This is a genomic window from Sorangium sp. So ce385, from assembly GCF_051474135.1.
In the GTDB taxonomy this organism is placed as follows: domain Bacteria; phylum Myxococcota_A; class Polyangia; order Polyangiales; family Polyangiaceae; genus Sorangium; species Sorangium cellulosum_D.
In genome coordinates this window covers 2,780,498-2,798,871 of sequence record NZ_CP150337.1, presented here as the reverse complement: position 1 = coordinate 2,798,871, position 18,374 = coordinate 2,780,498, and the positions used below count along the sequence as shown (strand labels likewise).

The 18,374-nt window shown below is 71.1% G+C and carries 12 protein-coding genes; 10 read left to right on the top strand and 2 right to left on the bottom strand.

Going from position 1 to position 18,374, the window contains the following annotated elements:
• Positions 1 to 14: 14 nt before the first annotated feature.
• The 10 genes from WME83_RS10435 to WME83_RS10390 all read left to right on the top strand — a co-directional run bounded on the left by WME83_RS10435 (position 15) and on the right by WME83_RS10390 (position 14,195).
• Entirely contained in the window at positions 15 to 1,016 is a 1,002-nt protein-coding gene (locus WME83_RS10435) for a hypothetical protein (protein ID WP_437319126.1), read from the top strand.
• Positions 1,006 to 2,895 carry a hypothetical protein gene (locus tag WME83_RS10430; RefSeq protein ID WP_437319125.1) on the top strand — a complete coding sequence of 630 codons (1,890 nt, stop codon included), beginning with the start codon at positions 1,006 to 1,008 and terminating at the stop codon, positions 2,893 to 2,895. The genes WME83_RS10435 and WME83_RS10430 overlap by 11 nt, the downstream gene beginning before the upstream one ends.
• A gap of 2 nt (positions 2,896 to 2,897) precedes the next feature.
• Positions 2,898 to 4,007 (top strand): PEGA domain-containing protein, encoded by a 1,110-nt coding sequence (locus tag WME83_RS10425; RefSeq protein WP_437319124.1) that lies wholly within the window; start codon positions 2,898 to 2,900, stop codon positions 4,005 to 4,007.
• A gap of 32 nt (positions 4,008 to 4,039) precedes the next feature.
• Positions 4,040 to 5,659 carry a hypothetical protein gene (locus tag WME83_RS10420; protein ID WP_437319123.1) on the top strand — a complete coding sequence of 540 codons (1,620 nt, stop codon included), beginning with the start codon at positions 4,040 to 4,042 and terminating at the stop codon, positions 5,657 to 5,659.
• 13 nt (positions 5,660 to 5,672) lie between these two features.
• The gene (locus tag WME83_RS10415; RefSeq protein ID WP_437319122.1) at positions 5,673 to 6,698 is read left to right on the top strand and encodes a tetratricopeptide repeat protein; all 1,026 of its coding nucleotides are present in this window, start codon (positions 5,673 to 5,675) and stop codon (positions 6,696 to 6,698) included.
• Positions 6,699 to 6,772: 74 nt separating this feature from the next.
• Positions 6,773 to 8,329, top strand: a complete 1,557-nt coding sequence (locus WME83_RS10410; RefSeq protein WP_437319121.1) for a hypothetical protein — start codon at positions 6,773 to 6,775, stop codon at positions 8,327 to 8,329.
• A 310-nt stretch (positions 8,330 to 8,639) separates the two neighbouring features.
• Positions 8,640 to 9,725, top strand: coding sequence for a PEGA domain-containing protein (locus WME83_RS10405; RefSeq protein ID WP_437319120.1), 1,086 nt, complete (start codon positions 8,640 to 8,642; stop codon positions 9,723 to 9,725).
• Between the two features lie 36 nt (positions 9,726 to 9,761).
• Positions 9,762 to 11,426, top strand: coding sequence for a PGRS family protein (locus tag WME83_RS10400; protein WP_437319119.1), 1,665 nt, complete (start codon positions 9,762 to 9,764; stop codon positions 11,424 to 11,426).
• An 87-nt stretch (positions 11,427 to 11,513) separates the two neighbouring features.
• Entirely contained in the window at positions 11,514 to 12,503 is a 990-nt protein-coding gene (locus WME83_RS10395) for a hypothetical protein (RefSeq protein WP_437319118.1), read from the top strand.
• A gap of 12 nt (positions 12,504 to 12,515) precedes the next feature.
• Positions 12,516 to 14,195 (top strand): PGRS family protein, encoded by a 1,680-nt coding sequence (locus WME83_RS10390; protein WP_437319117.1) that lies wholly within the window; start codon positions 12,516 to 12,518, stop codon positions 14,193 to 14,195.
• Positions 14,196 to 14,544: 349 nt separating this feature from the next.
• On the opposite strand, the gene WME83_RS10385 is transcribed toward WME83_RS10390, so the two are convergent.
• Both WME83_RS10385 and WME83_RS10380 read right to left on the bottom strand, forming a co-directional pair.
• The gene (locus tag WME83_RS10385) at positions 14,545 to 16,209 is read right to left on the bottom strand and encodes a protein kinase domain-containing protein (RefSeq protein ID WP_437319116.1); all 1,665 of its coding nucleotides are present in this window, start codon (positions 16,207 to 16,209) and stop codon (positions 14,545 to 14,547) included.
• 202 nt (positions 16,210 to 16,411) lie between these two features.
• Complete coding sequence (locus WME83_RS10380) at positions 16,412 to 18,352, bottom strand: serine/threonine-protein kinase (RefSeq protein ID WP_437319115.1); 1,941 nt, start codon at positions 18,350 to 18,352, stop codon at positions 16,412 to 16,414.
• Positions 18,353 to 18,374: the final 22 nt, after the last annotated feature.

Here is an 18,374-nt window from a genome sequence, read left to right as displayed (position 1 = left end):
TTGTTCTACCGATTGTGCTTGGGTTGGTGGCGGTGGCGTGCGGCGCGGGCGTCGTGTTCTTGCTGATGCAGGTGGCGCCGCTGAAGCGGCAGCTGAAGGACGCGAACCAGCACATCGAGGCGCTCCGGCAGGCGAAGAACCAGCTGGAGCAGATGCGGGGGCAGTACGCGCAGCTCCAGCAGGCGCTCGAGATCGCGCGGGGCGAGGACCGGCAGAAGGTCGACTGGCTCGACGCTCAGCAGAAGGAGATCGACTGGTACAAGAGCGAGCTCGAGAGCCGGCCGAAGATCACGCAGAAGCGCTACAAGATCCTGACCTTGGGCATCAAGTGGACGGGCAAGACGTCGCTCACGCTCAAGTGGGCGAATCCGCTCGTGGATCTCGGCACGCTGCAGGGCACGAAGATCGAGCGTTACGAGCGGACGGTCAGCCACGTGCTCACGAAAGAGGTCTTGACGGAGCACGTCTTCGAGATCGGCGACTGGGGCGGCGAGCACATCGTGGACGCGCAGCAGGAGCTCATCATGGAGGAGATCCACGGGCTCCTGATGGTGGTGGATCTGGCGGGCAAGGACGGGCAGAAGCTCGAGCCGTCGCGGATCCAGGAGCAGCTCCGGGAGTTTCAGCCGCAATCGTTGCAGTTCTTCTTCAGCCCGAAGACGCTGGCGTCGTGCAAGGCGGTGGTGCTGTTCATCAACAAGTCCGATGTTCTGTCCGGGACGCCGGCCGAGGTGGAGAAGGAGGCGCGCGGGTATTACAAGCCGCTCATCGACAGCCTCGAGCGGTACAAGAACCACATCGACATTCGGGTGCTGGTCGGGTCGGCGAGCTACGGGCACAGCACGCACCATTTGTTCTCGCACTTCGTGGAGCGGATCCTCCCGAAGAACGCGTATGATCCGCAGCTGCTCCAGCGGATGAAGGCGGACATCGGGCCGAATCCGGCGCTGTCGCGGACGGCGCAGCTCCCGGCCCCGCAGATGCCGCAGCAGCAGGTCAGGCCCAATGTACGGTAGCGAGGGCGCCTCGGGGTATGTGATCCCGCGGTACCGCGCGCCTGCGGAGGCGTCGTGGTATCACGTGCTGCACGGGAACATCCCTGGGCATCAGATCGACTTCATGTATTGCCCGGAGGTGCCGCAGGGGGCGCTGACGACGACGCATTTCAGCCACCTGGCGCGGCTGATGAAGTACATCGAGCCCGCGACGGGGGCGACGCATGCGTTCGCGATCGGCAACCTGTCGCGCGACGACACGCAGCATGAGCCTGGGCACGGGGCGATGGGGCTCATCTTCGGGTTCCGGATCGGCGGGGCGATGGATCACGCCGGTCGGGGGAATCCGCCGTTCGCGCACGGGATCGTCGCGGTGGATCGGGACCTCGGGTACACGTCGCTCCTGGAGGCGTCGGCGACGTTTTACCGGCACGTGATGAACGCGACGGAGGTCAACTCGTCGGCGGGCATGTTTTACCGCGAGTACGTGGGCGCGGTGCGCGACGCGCCGGAGCGGGTGGCGCACGTGCTGGAGCGGTATGTCGAGGAGTTCGGGGATCTGCCGTACCTGCGGCGGAGCAGCGCGACGTGGGACTGGGTGGCGGACGAGGGGTCGCTGCCAAAGCGGGTCGTGATCGTGCACAAGCACGATGAGCCGTTCGGGGCCATCGCGCACGCCGCGGCGAGGATCGCGACGGTGCTGTACCGGTCGAACATCAAGTGGACGTCGATCACGAGCGGGCGTGAGGCGGACATCCCGGGTGGGGTGTCGGTGCGGTTCGTGCGGGAGCGCGACGTGACGATGGAGGATCGCCACGGGGCGCTGCTGCGGATCGAGGACGTCTCGGAAGACGAGGGGGAGATCGCGCGCAAGCTGTTCGGGGCGCGGCCGCAGGGCGAGACGGGGGACAAGCCGCAGTTCGGCGGGTGGCGCGAGCGGTACGCGGCGCAGCAGGCGGGGGGCGCGGCGCACCTGGCGCAGACCGCCGGCGGGGCGGTGCCGGCGCCCGCGGGGCCCGTGTCGGAGCGGGGGCGGCTGCCGTCGGCGCCGCCGGCGCAGCGGCGGGTCGAGGCGCACGCGGTCGAGGGGGCGAGCGCGGGGGCGGCGTCGTCGGCGGTGGGACCGAAGGGGACGCTGGTCATCGATGCGGAGAAGCTGCTGCGCGAGGCGGGGCTCGTGGAGGCGGGACCGGGGAATGCGGTGAGCGGGGGTGTGGCGGCGGGGGGGCTGGCGGGGCCGGCGGGGGGCGGCGTGCCGCCGATCTCGAGAGGGCCGGCGGATCTGATGCGGCCGGGGGCGGGGGCGCCGCCGTTGCCGATGGCCGCCGGCAGGGGCGTGCAGCAGGCGCCGGCGATGCCGCCGGTCTCGGCGCGCAGCGCCGCGGGGGAGGACGAGGGCGGGGAGATACCGATCGTCGTCGAGCAGCCGCAGAAATCCCGGAAGGCGCTCTGGGCGGTGGCGGGGCTCGGGTGCGCTGCGGCGGCGGGGGCGGTGGCGTGGGCGGTGGTGTCGAGAGGGCCGGGGGCGCAGCCGGCGCCACCGCCGGAGCAGCCCTCGGCGGCCCCGACGACGGTGGGCGGGGCGCCGGGGACGAGCGTGAAGGAGGGGGCGGAGGCGGCAGCGCCGCAGGCGACGGCGGGGCCGCAGGCGACGGGGGCGGCGTCGGCGCCGGAGGGGACGGCGCCGACGGAGGGGACGGCGAGCGCCGGGGAGGATGCGCAGGCGAAGCCGCCGGGGTCGGCGCCGACGGCGAGCCAGCAGCGGAAGACCGGCGGCGGCAGAGCGGGCTCGAAGACGCCCGCAGCGCAGCAGCAACGCGGGAAAGACGGGAAAGAGACAGGGCGCGATCCGGAGGACCAGAAGCCGGTGGGCGCGATTCAACCGAAGGTAAAGTTTTGATCATGCGTCTCGCGCAGAGTGTTCCGTGGATGTGCTTCGTCGGCCTGCTGACGGCCGCCTCGCCGAGCGAGGCGCAGCCGAAGGGAGGCGCCTCGCCGAGGGGCACGGGGCAGCAGGGCGCTGCGGGCCAGACGGCGATCCAGGCGCCGCGCGCGCCCAGCGAGGCGATGAGCGACAAGGCCAGGAAGCTCTACATGGAGGGCGTGACCGCCTCGGAGAAGGGGCGGTGGGCCGACGCCTATGCTTCGTTCGTGGCGGCGTGGGCGCTGCAGAAGCACTACACGATCGCCGGCGGGATAGGCACCTGCGAGCTGATGCTGCAGCGCTATCCGGACGCGGCCAAGCACCTCGCCATTTACGTGCGCGAGATCGAGAAGGACGCGACGGCGACGCCGGACGAGCGCGCCGCCGCGCTCAAGACGTACGCGCAGGCGCGGGCGAAGGTGGGCGCGGTCCGGCTGCGCGTCGACGTGGAGGACGCCGAGGTGCGCGTGGGGCCGGAGGTCGTCGGGACCGTGCCACTCCAGGATCCGGTGTTCCTGGAGCCGGGGGCGCATACGATCTCGGTGCGGCGACAAGGGTACGAGCCGGCGAGCGTCGCGGTGGAGCTCAAGGCGGGCGAGGAGATCGAGCGGAGCGTCGAGCTGAAGAGCGCGCGGGCGAGCGAGCCGGCGGCGGTGGAGAGGCCCGGGACGGCGTGGCACGGGGGGTTGGGGAAGGGCGGCGAGCCTCCGCCGAACAAGACGCTGCTCATCGCGGGAGGGGCGGTGGCGGGGGTGGGGGTGATCGCGGGGACGGTGTTTACGGTGCTCGCGCTGGGGAAAGGGGACGCCGCCGAGGATCTGCGGGGACAGGTCGATAACGACCGCGATCTCAAAGGGTATTGCGCAAGCACGAAGCACCCACCGCTGTGCGCGGAGCTGAGCGATACGGTCGACGTCCAGTACGCATTCATCAATGCGGCTATCTACAGCTTCATCGTCGGGGCAGCCGGCGCGGGGACGGTGATCTACGCGCTCGTGGATCGGCCTGCTCCACCGGCCAGCCGCATGCAGGTCGTTCCACGCGTGGGAGCGGGCTCGGCAGGCCTTTCCTTGACCGGTCGATTCTGAGCGGAGGCATCGTGAACCGGGGAGTCAGCAGGATGGGTCATCATCGTCTTGGTTGTCGCTTCGCCGCGACGCTTCTCCTGACGGCGATGACCGCAGGGCTCCATGTGAGCGGGTGCTTGGTACAACCTGACGATGCCAAGAAGAAGCACGATGAGGCTTCTCGCCTTGGCGCAATGGGCGGCAATGGCGGAAGCGGCGGGAACGGCGGAGGAGGAGGAGTCATTCCGACCCCCGAGTGCGACCCGCAGCTCGCCGGAGCCGGCGTCGACGACGGTTGCGGGGTGTTCGTGTCCGAGGACGGCGATGATGGCGCTGTTGGCACGAAGGAGGCGCCGCTCAGGTCGATCGGAGAAGCCATCGCTCGCGTGGAGGGCGCTGACAAACCTCACGTCTACGTGTGTGTCGGCACCTTCGAGGAAGCCGTCTCGGTGCAGACGAAGGTATCGATCTTCGGCAGGCTCGACTGCAAGACTGAGGGAGCAAACTGGCGATGGACGAGCACAGCGGAAACGATCCTGACGACACCGCCCACGGCGCCGCCGGGGACGGCTCCTCTCACGATGAGCGCAGCGGGCAAGAGCGTACGGATTGAGGATTTCCATGTCGTAGCGCCGCCGATCACCGTCGATCTCGAAGACCCTGACAACCCGGACAATAAAGATAGATACGGGAAGTCCTCGATCGCTGCGATTGCTGATGGCGGCAACATCGTGCTCGAGCGGTGCACGTTCGATGCGGGCGAAGCGGCGCCGGGCGCACCGGGAGCGCTCCACCGCCAGCGCGCCGCGGAAGGGGGAAAAGGCAGCTCAGGGAGTGAGGCATGCACCGCGGGCACCGTGACTACGGACGAACCTCCCGAGAACGACTGCGGGATGCCGAACGATTCCAGCGATAACTCGATCGGCGGGCTGGGCGGCAACGGTACGTCAACGCAAGCAGGCGCTGGCACCGCCGGGTTTCCTGGAGAGGATGCGAATCCCAATGGCGGCGCTCGCAGCTCGGGCGGCGCGTGCGGCAACGGCAAGGATGGTCAAGCAGGGAAAGCCGGCGACGCAGGCGACGACGCGAGGGGGACCGGTGCCATCGACAGCACCGGTTTTACCGGGCTCACTGGAGGAACAGGCAAGCCCGGAGCTCCCGGCCAGGGCGGCGGTGGCGGCGCGGGCGCCAGGGGCGGGAGCGCCTGCCCCGCCGGCTCACCGGGGTTGGGTGGCGCCAGCGGCGGCTCCGGCGGAGCCGGCGGCTGTGGTGGCGCGGGGGGCAAGGGCGGCGGGCCAGGCGGCTCCAGCATCGCCCTCCTCAGCATCAATGCAACCCTCACCTTCGAGGATGTGCTCCTGAAAGCCAAGGCTGGCGGCCGGGGTGGCGCTGGCGGGGCGGGCCAGGTCGGCGGCCTGGGTGGCGCTCCAGGCTCAGGCGGCACAGGTCCGACCGCGCTGAGCACCGGCTGTGACGGCGGTGAAGGAGGCGACGGCGGCAACGGCGGGCCAGGCGGCAAGGGCAGCGATGGCCATTCCCTCGGCATCGCCTACCTTGGCCACCCGCCGCCGGAGGAGGGTGAGGGTGTTGTCGCCATCGAAGTCGGCGCTGCCGTTGGCAACGGCCTCGCCGAGAAGATGAAAGATTTTACCAACGCATCGGCATCCCCGTGATGCAACCCCTGCCGTGAGCACCTGCCGACATCTCGGCCCCGCGCTTCTCCTCGGGCTCACGATCTTGGCCGCCTCGCCCACCGCCGTCGCCCAGCCGTCCCCGCCGAGCGCCGAGGCGAAGCTCGCGGCCAAGGCGCTCGCCGACAAGGGCTGGGAGCTCTTCAACGCCGGCCGCTACGAGGACGCGCTCACGGCCTTCCGCGACGCCGAGGCTCAGGTCCACGCCCCGCCGTTCCTGGTCATGGCGGCGCGCTCCTGCGAGCGCCTCGGTCGATTGCTCGAGGCGCGCTCGCTCTACCAGCGCGTCCTGGACGAGCCGCTCTCCGCCAACGCTCCGCGCGCCTTTCAGCAGGCGCAGGCCGACGCGAAGGCCGAGCTCGCTGCCCTCGCCCCGCGCATCCCGACCCTGGAGGTCACCGTCGCTGGCCCGGCGAAAGGCGCGGTGCAGCTGACGCTCGACGGACAGCGCATCGCTCCGGCGACCCCCGTGGAGCGTGACCCTGGCGACCATACGCTGGTCGGTGTCCAGCCGGGCCGCCCTCCGGTTTCACGGACGATCCGGCTGGACGAGCGGGCGAAAGGATACGTCGTCCTCGACCTGACGGCGGCTCCGACCGAAGCCCCGCGGACGCACGACGAGTCATCCGCATCACGAGACGATCTGCGAAAGACCCTGTTGATCGGAGGCGGAGTCGCGGCCGGGGTAGGCGTGATCGCGGGCACCGCGTTCACGGTCCTCGCGCTCGGCGAGGGAAGCGACGCGGAGGATCTGCGCGACAACGTCCGCGCAGACAGCGAGCTCATGGGCCGCTGTCCCAGCACGGAGTCGCCGGCGGTCTGCGCGGAGCTGAGCGATACGGTCGACCTTCAGTACGCGTTCACCAACGTGGCCATCGGCAGCTTCATCGTCGGGGCAGCCGGGGTGGGGACGGTGATCTATGCGCTGGTCGCTCGACCTTCCGCGCCGGACCGCCGCGTGCAGGTCGCGCCGCTCGTGGGGTCGGGCGTGACGGGTCTATCCTTGAGCGGTCGATTCTGAGCGGAGGCGCCGTGTACCGGGGAGTCAGCAGGGTGGGTGGTTGTCGCTTCGCCGCGACGCTTCTTCTGGGTTCGATGGCCATCGGGATCCAGGTGACTGGGTGCTCGACGGGTGATCCCTGCGTCGGCAAGCTCGTCGGCTGCCCCCTGGGTACCGGCGGGAATGGCGACGCAGGTAGCGGCGGTGACAGTGGAGGAGTCATTCCGACCCCCGAGTGTGACCCGCAGCTCGCCGGAGCCGGCGTCGACGACGGTTGCGGGGTGTTCGTGTCCGAGGACGGCGATGATGGCGCTGCTGGCACGAAGGAGGCGCCGCTCAGGTCGATCGGAGAAGCCATCGCTCGCGTGGAGGGCGCTGAGAAACCTCACGTCTACGTGTGTGTCGGTACGTTCGAGGAAGCCGTCACGGTGCAGACGAAGGTATCGATCTTCGGCAGGCTCGACTGCAAGACTGAGGGAGCAAACTGGCGATGGACGAGCACAGCGGAAACGATCCTGACGACACCGCCCACGGCGCCGCCGGGGACGGCTCCTCTCACGATGAGCGCAGGGGGGAAGAGCGTATGGATCGAGGATTTCCATGTCGTAGCGCCGCCGATCACCGTCGATCTCGAAGACCCTGACAACCCGGACAATAAAGATAGATACGGGAAGTCCTCGATCGCTGCGATCGCAGATGGCGGCAACATCGTGCTCGAGCGGTGCACGTTCGATGCGGGCGAAGCGGCGCCGGGCGCACCGGGAGCTCTCCACGGCCAGCGCGCCACGAAAGGGGGAGACGGCAGCTCAGGGAGTGAGGCATGCACCGCGGGCACCGTGACTACGGACGAACCTCCCGAGAACGACTGCGGGATGCCGAACGATTCCAGCGATAACTCGATCGGCGGGCTGGGCGGCATCGGTACGTCAACGCAAGCAGGCGCTGGCGTCGCCGGGTTTCCTGGAGAGGATGCGAATCCCAATGGCGGCGCTCGCAGCTCGGGCGGCGCGTGCGGCAACGGCAAGGATGGTCAAGCAGGGAAAGCCGGCGACGCAGGCGACGACGCGAACGGGACCGGTGCCATCGACAGCACCGGTTTTACCGGGCTCACTGGAGGAACAGGCAAGCCCGGAACCCCCGGCCAGGGCGGCGGCGGCGGCGCGGGCGCCAGGGGCGGGAGCGCCTGCCCCGCCGGCTCACCGGGGTTGGGTGGCGCCAGCGGCGGCTCCGGTGGAGCCGGCGGCTGTGGCGGCGCGGGCGGCAAGGGCGGCGGCCCCGGCGGCTCCAGCATCGCCCTCCTCAGCATCGATGCAACCCTCACCTTCGAGGATGTGCTCCTGAAAGCCAAGGCTGGCGGCCGGGGTGGCGCTGGCGGGGCGGGCCAGGTCGGCGGCCTGGGTGGCGCTTCAGGCTCAGGCGGCACAGGTCCGACCGCGCTGAGCACCGGCTGTGACGGCGGTGAAGGAGGCGACGGCGGTGACGGCGGGCCTGGCGGCAAGGGCAGCGATGGCCATTCCCTCGGCATCGCCTACCTTGGCCACCCGCCACCGGAGGAGGGTGAGGGTGTTGTCGCCATCGAAGTCGGCGCTGCCGTTGGCAACGGCCTCGCCGAGAAGATGAAAGATTTTGCCAACGCATCGGCATCCCCGTGATGCGCCCCCTGCCGTGAGCACCTGTCGACATCTCGGCCCGGCGCTTCTCCTCGGGCTCACGCTCTTGGCCGACCAGTTCTTTCTCCCCCGGCCCACGGAGGCCCGCCCCGAGAAGGAGCGACTGTCCAGGCCACCTCGCCAGCCGCTACATCAGCGCCAGCCCCGCCGCAACACGACGGGCCTGCCCAGGTGACGACGCCCGACGAGCCGCTCGACGCCTCGTCCCACCACAGCATCCCGACGCCCCGCCCCCTCGTCGAGCCCGCCAAAATCCGCTGCGAGCGCTCCGACCGCAGGTAAGATGGTGCCCATGCGCTTCTCCCAGGTCGTCCCGCTGCTCTGTCTGCCAGCCCTGCTCGCCGCCACCTCGCCGGCCGACGCACAGCCGAAGAGCAGCGCTCCGCCGACGAGCACCGCCGCGCCGAAGGCCGCCCGCCGCCCGAGGATCCAGCGCGCCCCGAGCGATGCCATGAGCGACAAGGCGCGCAAGCTCTACATCGAGGGCGTCGCCGCGTCCGAGCAGAACCGGTGGGCCGACGCCTACGCCTCGTTCGTCGCGGCCTGGGCGCTGCAAAAGCACTACACCATCGTCGGAGGCATCGGCACGTGCGAGCTGATGCTGCAGCGGTACCGGGACGCCGCCGAGCACCTCGCGATCTACGTGCGCGAGCTCGCGAACGACACGACCGCGACCCCGGAAGAGCGCGAGGCCGCGGCGGCGGCCTACACGCAGGCGCGCGCGGAGGTGGGCGCGGTGGTCGTGAGCGCCAACGTGCCGGGCGCGAAGGTCCTGGTGGACGGCTCCCCCGTGGGCACGACGCCGCTCGTCGACCCGGTGTTCCTGGAGCCGGGGTCGCACACGATCGCCGTACAGCACGACGGCTACTCGCCGAAGAGCAGCGCGGTGGACGTCGCCCGAGGGAGCGAGATCCAGCGCGCCTTCGAGCTCGAGAAGCTGGTGGTGAGCGCGCCGCCGACACCGGAACCAGCTCCGCCCCCGCCCGACGTGAAGGAGCAGAGCTCGGCGCCGATCGTGGCTGGCGCCTCGGTCGCCGCGGCGGGGGTGATCGCGGGGGTCGTTTTCACACTCGTCGCGAACGGCAAGGCGAGCAGCGTGAGAGAACAGTACACGAAGATCGGCGACCCCGTGAACTGCAACGCCACCACGAACGACGTGCAGAGGCAGCAGTGCAACACGCTGAGCACGCTGGTCGACGGCAGAGATCTGTTCAGCAACCTGGCGCTGTGGAGCTTCGTCGGCGGAGGCGCGGTCGCCGTCGGGACGCTCGGCTACTGGCTCGCCAGCCCATCGACCCCCCCCGAGAAGCGGCACGTTCGCGTCGTTCCGCTCGTGGCACCTGGTGCCGGGGGAATCGTCGCTGGCGGTGTTTTCTGAATCGAGGAACGCATGAACCGACACGCAAAGAGGGCGATGCGGCTCACCGCTCACAGCGCTTCGGCGCTGGTCATGGCGTCGCTGGTAACGGCGGTGCTCGCGGCGAGCTGTATCTATCAGACCCCATCTCCCAACTGCGAGGACCGGCATGAAGACTGCTTCTACGCAGGCGCTAGTGCTGGCGCTGGCGCTGACGCTGGCCCGGATGGGCAGGTGCCGGATCCTCCCGACGCTCCTGACGCGTCGGAAGACGAGGAGAAGTGCGTACCTCGCGAGATACCCGATAGGGGGGTGGCCGACACTTGTGGCGTCTTCGTATCGACACAGAGCGAAGCATCCAATGTGGCGGGGACCCAAGAGAAACCCCTCGGCTCGCTCCAGCAGGCCATCGATCTCGCAAAGCAGAATACCGGGCGCGTGTATGCCTGTGCCGGCGAGGAATTCAACGAAGCGGTCGTGGTGCCGGGCGGCGTGGCGATTTATGGCGGGCTCGACTGCAGCGACGGCTGGAAGTGGATCGGCGATGAGACGAAGACGAACCTGACGGCGGACGAAGGTAAAATCCCGCTTACAATGCGCGGGTTGCCGGGAACCGTGCACATCGAGGATCTGCACGTCGTCGCGCAGCCCACCGCGCAGCAAGATGACAAGGGTGCAGGATTATCGTCGATCGCAGCGATTGCGCACAGCACGAGCGTAGAGCTCGTGCGCTGCGTGCTCGAGGCCGGCCCTGCGGCAGCGGGGGCGGACGGCGCGCCTCACGAGAGCAAAGCCCCACCGGGGTCGTCGGGGCTGCCGGGCGGCTACGCGTGCTCCAGCCCATTCGAGGTGCCAGTAGCCGGCGGAAGCGCTGTGATCAACAAGTGCGGCACACCTGACGACTTGGGCGATGATTCGTCGGGCGGAAGTGGTGGCGACGGCTGGATCTTGATCGGAACCACCGGCGACAACGGGACCCCGCTCTTCACTGCCAGCGGCGACATGGAGAATCGCGGCAACGGCCATGATGGGCTCACCACCTGCACCATCGGAAGACCAGGCAGCAACCGCGCGGAGAGCCCTCCCGGCGCGGGCGCGGTAGGCACCGGTTCCATCTCCGTGGCCGGCTATTCCGGTGCCGCTGGCAGCGACGGCGTCCGTGGGGTGCCCGGACAAGGCGGCGGCGGTGGGGGTGGTGCGCGGGGTGTGGCGGATACGGAGACGACTCGCTATTGCCCGAGCCGACGTGAACGACGCGGCGGCGCTAGCGGCGGCTCCGGCGGGGCCGGCGGTTGCGGTGGCCTCGGCGGCAAAGGCGGCCTGCCGGGCGGCTCCAGCATCGCGCTCATCAGCCTGGATGCCGCGCTCTCCTTCGATGACGTGATCCTCAGGGCCGGCGACGGCGGCAACGGCGGCCAGGGCGGTCCCGGACAGCCGGGTGGCGAAGGAGGCGCTGGCGGTCCAGGCGGAAAGGTTCCGGATGGGGCCGCGGGCTTATTCCCAGCCTGCGAGGGTGGCAAAGGCGGCACCGGCGGCACCGGCGGCAAGGGCGGCGGCGGTCAGGGCGGCCATTCCCTCGGTATCGCGTTCCGCGGCACCCCACCGCCCACCGTCGGCATCACCGAGATCGAACTCGGCGACCCGGGCACCGGCGGCCAAGAGAGCGCCGCCAACGGCAGCGGCGCTTCTGGGGTCGCAGACACCACGCTGGAGTTCAACTAGGCCGCCTACGCCTACCCACGCCTCGCAGCCATGAACGTCCGCCGACATCTCCACCTGGGTCTGCTCCTCGCGCTTATGCTCCCCGCCGTGCCGGCCACCGCGGTATCCCAGCCTGCCCGGCCGGACGAGCAGGCCAAGGCCGCGGCTCGAGCTCTCGCCGACAAGGGCTGGGAGTTCTTCAACGCCGGTCGCTACGAAGAGGCGCTCGCAGCCTTCCGCGACGCCGAGGCGCAGGTCCACGCCCCGCCGTTCCTGCTCCTCGCGGCGCGCTCCTGCGAGCGGCTCGGCCGCCTGCTCGAGGCCCGCGCGCTCTATCGACGCGTCGTCGACGAGCCGCTCGACGCCAGCGCTCCGCGGGCGTTCCATCAGGCCCAGGCCGACGCGAACGCCGGGCTGGCCGCCCTGGCGCCGCGCATCCCGGCCCTGGAGGTCGCTGTCGCGGGCGCGGCCCCAGGCTCGGTGGAGCTGACGCTGAACGGAGAGCGCATCGCCGTGGCGACGCCCGTGGAACGCGATCCCGGTGACTACAAGCTGGTCGCGACCGCGCCGGGCTACACTCCGGTAACCAGAATGTTCCGGCTGACGGAGGGGAAGAAAGAACGCGTCACCATCGAGCTCTCGCCTGCCTCCACCGCGGCAGCAACGACGCCGCTCCCGGACCGCGCGCCTCCAGCGGCGGGGAGCGATGCGAGGACGATCGCGCTGATCGGCGGCGGGGCAGCTGGAGCTCTGGTGCTCGCGGGCGTCGCGTTCACCCTGGTCGCCAATGGCCATGCGAGCGACGCGACACAGCAGTGGATGAAGGTCAAGACCATGGATGGCGGTTCGGTGAACTGCTCCAGCCCCGTCGGTACCGATCAGGCGATTCAGTGCCAAAAATTGAGCTCGCTGGTCGACGACAAGTACCTTTTCAGCAACCTCGCGGCGTGGAGCTTCATCCTCGGGGGAGCGAGCGCACTCGGAGCGCTCGGCTACACCTGGCTCGCTGCAGCGCCGAGCGAGCCGGAGAAGCAGATGCACCTCTCGCCGCTCGTGACGCCCGGCGGCGCGGGGCTCGTCGCTGGCGGCGTGTTCTGAGTCGAGGAAGCCATGAACCGACGAACCAAGAGGGCGCTCCGGCTGGCCGCACGCGGGGCTCCAACGCTGGTCGTGATGGCGATCGCAGCATCGATCCATTCGTCGAGCTGCCTCGGACCCGACTGCGTCGAGCTGCATCGATGCGGAGGCGCTGCTGCAGGCACGGCATCGCCGGAGACGCCGGAAACCCCCGATCCGCCCGACCCGCCTGATCCGCCTGTCCCTCCCGACCCGGAGGAAGCGAAATGCATGCCCCGCGAAAACCCCGATGGCGTGGACGACGCATGCGGCGTCTTCGTGTCGGCGCGCGGTGGCGCATCCAATGTGGCGGGAACCAAGGAGGAACCGCTCCGCTCGCTCCAGCAGGCCATCGATCTCGCAAAGCAGAATGGGACCGGGCGCGTGTACGCCTGCGCCGGCGACGGCGAGGACTTCAACGAAGCGGTCGTGGTGCCGGGCGGCGTCGCGATCTACGGCGGGCTCGACTGCAGCGACGGCTGGAAGTGGGTCGACGATGAGACGAAGACGAACCTGACGGCGGACGAAGGTAAAATCCCGCTTACAATGCGCGGGTTGCCGCGAACCGTGCACATCGAGGATCTGCACGTCGTCGCGCAGCCCACCACGCAGCAAGACGACAAGGGTGCAGGAGTATCGTCGATCGCAGCGATTGCGCACAGCACGAGCGTGGAGCTCGTGCGGTGCGTGCTCGAGGCCGGCCCTGCGGCAGCGGGGGCGGACGGCGCGCCTCACGAAGGCAATGCCCCGCCGGGGCTGGCGGGGCAACAAGGCAATTACGCGTGTTCCGGCGCGTACGAAGCGCCCGTAGCCGGCGGAAGCGCTGTGATCAACGAGTGCGGCACACCTGACGACCTCGGCGATGATTCGTCGGGCGGAAGTGGTGGCGACGGCTTGCTCATGATCGGAACCACCGGCGACAATGGGACCCCGCTCTTCACTGCCAGCGGCGACATGGAAAATCGCGGCAACGGCCATGACGGGCTCACCACCTGCACCATCGGAAGACCAGGCAGCAACCGCGCTGAGAGTCCTCCCGGCGCGGGCGCGGTAGGCACCGGTTCCATCTCCGTGGCCGGCTATGCCGGTGTCGCTGGCGGCGACGGCGTCCGTGGGGTGCCCGGACAAGGCGGCGGCGGTGGGGGTGGTGCCCGGGGTGTGGCGGATACGGAGGGGAATCGCTATTGCCCGAGCCGACGTGAACGACGCGGCGGCGCTAGCGGCGGCTCCGGCGGGGCCGGCGGTTGCGGTGGCCTCGGCGGCAAAGGCGGCCTGCCGGGCGGCTCCAGCATCGCGCTCATCAGCCTGGATGCCGCGCTCTCCTTCGATGACGTGATCCTCAGGGTTGGCAACGGCGCCGACGGCGGCAAGGGCGGTCCCGGACAGCCGGGTGGCGAAGGAGGCGCTGGCGGTCCAGGCGGAAAGGTTCCGGATGGGGCCGCAGGCTTATTTCCAGCCTGCGAGGGTGGCAAAGGTGGCACCGGCGGCACCGGCGGCAAGGGCGGCGGCGGGCAGGGCGGCCATTCCCTCGGTATCGCGTTCCGCGGCACCGCACCGTCCACCGACGGCATCACCGCGGTCGAACTCGGCGCTCCGGGCACCGGCGGCCAGGAGAGCACCGCCAACGGCAGCGGCGCTTCTGGGGTCGCGGACACCACGCTGGAGTTCAACTAGCGCACGAGGTTGCGTGCGGCGCACCGCTGGTAGCTCCGCCGGCGGTTCACGCTGCCGCATGCACCTCGAGCTCCACACCGTCTCGCTGCGACGGCCGCTTCCGCCGCTCCAACCTCCGCGGCCATCGGCGGAAGCCGCACCTCGCCCCGTCCATGTCCGCCTTCGCTCAGACGAAGCGCAACATCGGTCGCTCGATGTCCGCCTTCGCCCGCGCGATGCACGGCATCGATTTTTCGATGCCCAGCATCGGTTCAACGATGTCTCACATCGATTTCTCGATGTTGCACGTCGATTTGTAGCAATTTTCCCTTGACAAGCGACTGCACCGAGCAAAGCACCGCGCGATATCTCAGAGTCCCCAGTCTCGCGGTCCAGGTACCGCCTTCGGAGGCGCCGCCGTTCCTGCCGGCTTCGACGCACCCGGGCCGGAGGGCTGCGTCCCTCCTGGGCGCTTGTCCTTGGGTGCTCCCGCCGTCACCGAGGACGTCGGCGCGGCGCTCGTCCCCGGCGAGCCCGCCAGAGCAGGCTTCCCTTCCTCGGGTGGTGCGCTCGCTCCAGCGTCGCTCTCCGGCGCATGCACGCTCAAGGCCGGCCCCGGCAACAGCGGCGGCTCCGCGGCAGGCGCCTCCCCTGTCGCCACCGCAGGCGACTCCCCTGTCGGCGCCACCGCAGTCGCCGCAGATCCAGACGTGACCGGCGCAACCTCCGCCGACGCCCCCACCGCCTCTACCGGAGCCGCCTGCTCCTCCAGGGCACGCCGCAGCGCAACCCCCAGCCCCAATCCCACCACCGCGAGCCCCACGCTGCCCGCCAGCACCCAGGCCACCCGCGCGCCCCGCGATCGCGACCGCTGCGACGCCGCCACATGGATCGCATCGGTCAGCGTCCCCGGCTGCGCCTGCGCCTCATGCCCCGCGGCCGCTCCATGCCCCCCCGCCTCACCGCCCGCCCCCACCCCCGGCGCCCCGCCCGCAACCCCAAACCCCGCTCCCCTCCCCCCGCCGGCGGCGGCCCCCGGTCCCCCGCCCGCGCCGCTCCCTCCCGCACCGCTCCCCCCCGCTCCCACCCACGGCGCCCCCGCCGCTCCCGTCACCCCCGGCCCTCCCACCGCCGTCCACCCGAACGGGCTCGATCCCCCCACCCCCGACGATGAGAACACCGGCATTCCCGTCGCCCGCCCGAACTCCTCCACCATCTCGCGCACGCTCTGGAACCGATGGTTCCGGTCGCGCGCCAGCGCCCGCACAAAGAACGCGTCGATCGCCGGCGGCAGATCCGGCGCGAGCTGCCGTGGCGTCGGGATCGGCTCCACGAGGATCCGTGTCATCACCTGCGCCAGCACCTCGCCCGGGAACGGCAGGTACCCGGTCACCATCCGGAACAGGATCACCCCCAGCGCCCAGAGATCGCTCCGCGCGTCGATGTCGCGCTCCGCCCGGAGCTGCTCCGGGCTCATGTAGTGCGGCGACCCCATCACCTCGCCGGTCGTCGACGCCTCCGACACGAGCTTCGTCGCCGTCTCCTTCGCGATCCCGAAGTCGATCAGCTTCAGCATGTCCTCGTCCTCGCCGTCGACGCGCGCGAGGAACAGGTTCGCCGGCTTCAGGTCGCGGTGGACCAGCCCGGCGTCGTGGACGCTCCGCAGCGCCTTGCCGGCGTGCACCAGGAGGCGCTGCGTCTCCGGCAGCGAGAGCCGGCGCACCCGCGTGAGGCGCGCGCTGAGGTCCTCGCCGCGCAGGAGCTCCATCACGAGGTACGGCACCCCCTGCTCGAACCCGAAGTCGTGCACCTGCACGACGTGGGGGCTCCGGAGGTGCGCCGCCGCGCGCGCCTCACGCTCGAAGCGGGCACGGAACGCCGGCGACCCGGCGTAGGCCGTGCCCATGAGCTTGACGGCGACGTGCGTGCCGAGCTGGACGTGCTGCGCCACCCACACCGAGCCCATGCCGCCCGCCGAGAGGGCGCGCTCCAGGCGGTATTTGCCGGCGATGATCGAGCCTGATTCGAGCTGCATGCGCCGGGGCGCCTCCTGCGGGTGGGAGCAGCGTAACCGATCGCACGCCGGACGCGCAGGCCGAGCGCGACGGACGCGGCATGAGGGCGCGGCGCCCAGGCGGCGCCTCGAAGCGAGCTCGAGCGCGGCGCCGTGGCGCGACGTGCGCCACGGCGACGGGCCAGCCTGGCGCGACGGGCGCCAAGGCGACGGGCCAGCCCGCTCAGAACGGCCGGGGCGGCGGCTTCTTCTCCGCGACGCCAGCCGGCGACGCGGCGCGGGCAGGAGACGGCGGAGATGGCGACGGCTCGCCGTACACGGAATCCGAGGCTGTCACCGGCTTTCCAGGGACGGACGCTCGCCCAGGCGACGGCTTCCCCGCTCCCGTCGCAGCGGCTGCCATCCCCGTCGGCGGCGACGGCCTCCCCTGGTCCGACGATGTCCCTCCGGAGCCCGACGAAGCCGGCGGAACCTCCCCCTGCTGCGGCGCCGCTCGCGACGGCGGCGCCGTCTGGGCCGCGCTGGCCTCCTGAGCCGCCCTGGCCTCGTGTTGCTCCTGCTCGATCGGCACCGCCCCCTCGAGCCCTGCGTCCGCGCCCTCCGCGGGTCTCTCCATCGCGGCTGGCTGTCCCGGCCCTGCGGCAGCAGGCGTCGCCGCTGCCGCCGCCGGAGCCCTCTCGCGCGGCATCGCCTCCGCCGCGCCCACGGCCGGCTCGCTGCCTCCATCGGCTCCTGCCGGCGGGGTCGGCTCTCCCGAGCCGAAGAGCCACGTCGTCGCGACCGCGCCCGCGATCACGCCAGCCACCAGCGTCACGGCCACGATCGCCGTGGCGTTCCCTCCCCTTCGCCTCGCCTTGCCGGCGGCTCCCACCTGCGCGGCGGGTTGCGCGCCCGCGGCGCGCGCGCTGGCCTGCTGCGCCTGCGCCGCGCGCATCCTGGCCATCGCCGCCTGGTACTGCGCCTCGGCGGCCTCACCTTGCATCACGAGCGTCCCGCGGAGCGTGACCATGGGTCCGGCTCCGGCGGCCGGGGCAGCGGCGCTCGTGCCCGGCGGGGCTGCTCCTTGCAACACCTGCCCGGCCGCCGGCGCGCCCTGCGGCGCGTGCGCGCGCTGCTGCCCCGGCGCGCCCTGCATCACCGCCGGCGCCCCCGGCCCCGCCAGCGGCGCCGTCGTCGCGAGCTCCTCCGCGGAGGCCGCGCGCCCCTGCCCTCGCGCCGGCGCCACCACCGTCTCCTGCTCCACCGCGCTCCCCAGCGGCGTCACGGTGCGCTCCCCCGTGATGCGCAGCCCCCCGCGCTCCGCCTCCCCCGCGCCCTCCCGGAGCTCCCCCGCCCCCCCGGCGGCCGGCACGACGAACGCCGCGAGCTCCCGCGCCACCTCCTCCGCCGTCCCGAACCGCTCCTGCCGCTCCCTGCGCAGGCACCGGTCGACGATCCTCACGAGCCGCTCGTCCACGCGCCGCAGGTAGCGAGACACCTTCGGGATCTCCCCCGACAGGATCTGCGACAGGAGCTGCGGCCCCTCGCCCTGGAACGGCCGCACGCCGGTGAGCATCTCGAACAGCATCACCCCGAGCGACCAGAGATCCGACCGCGCATCGAGGTCCTCGTCCGCGCGCAGCTGCTCCGGGCTCATGTAGAGCGGCGAGCCCACCACGTCGAGCGTCGACGTCGCGCCGCTCGCGGCCGCGAGGCTCTTCGCCACCCCGAAGTCGAGCACCTTGACCACGAAATCGCCCGCCTCGCTCGGCCGGTGCAGGAACACGTTCGCCGGCTTGAGATCGCGGTGCACGATCTGCACGGCGTGCGCCGCCCCGAGCGCGCCCGCCACGTCGCGCGCGATCCGCGCGGCGAGCGGCGCCTCCAGGCGGCGCCGCGCCTCGAGCAGCGCGGCCACGCTGTCGCCCACGAGCAGCTCCATGATGAGGCACGGCTCGCCGCTCTCGGTGCGGGCCACGTCGATCACGTCGACGATGTTCGGGTGCTGCAGCGCGCCGCAGGACTGCGCCTCGCGGAGCAGCCGCTTGCGCAGCGACGGATCGGGGCGCGCGATCACCTTCAGCGCCACCTCGCGCCCGGTGGCCTCGTTCCTCGCGGCCCACACGACGCCCATCGCGCCCTGCCCGATCTTGCGGCCGAGGCGGTACTTCCGCGCGAGCAGCATGCCCGGAAGAAGCCTGTATGCC

Excerpts from the sequence above, each read along its gene's own strand:
- WME83_RS10430 (WP_437319125.1), top strand. The coding sequence starts at position 1,006 with ATGTACGGTAGCGAGGGCGCCTCGGGGTATGTGATCCCGCGGTACCGC.
- WME83_RS10425 (WP_437319124.1), top strand. The coding sequence starts at position 2,898 with ATGCGTCTCGCGCAGAGTGTTCCGTGGATGTGCTTCGTCGGCCTGCTG.
- WME83_RS10420 (WP_437319123.1), top strand. The coding sequence starts at position 4,040 with ATGGGTCATCATCGTCTTGGTTGTCGCTTCGCCGCGACGCTTCTCCTG.
- WME83_RS10410 (WP_437319121.1), top strand. The coding sequence starts at position 6,773 with ATGGCCATCGGGATCCAGGTGACTGGGTGCTCGACGGGTGATCCCTGC.
- WME83_RS10405 (WP_437319120.1), top strand. The coding sequence starts at position 8,640 with ATGCGCTTCTCCCAGGTCGTCCCGCTGCTCTGTCTGCCAGCCCTGCTC.
- WME83_RS10400 (WP_437319119.1), top strand. The coding sequence starts at position 9,762 with ATGCGGCTCACCGCTCACAGCGCTTCGGCGCTGGTCATGGCGTCGCTG.
- WME83_RS10390 (WP_437319117.1), top strand. The coding sequence starts at position 12,516 with ATGAACCGACGAACCAAGAGGGCGCTCCGGCTGGCCGCACGCGGGGCT.
- WME83_RS10385 (WP_437319116.1), bottom strand. The coding sequence starts at position 16,209 with ATGCAGCTCGAATCAGGCTCGATCATCGCCGGCAAATACCGCCTGGAG.
- WME83_RS10380 (WP_437319115.1), bottom strand. The coding sequence starts at position 18,352 with ATGCTGCTCGCGCGGAAGTACCGCCTCGGCCGCAAGATCGGGCAGGGC.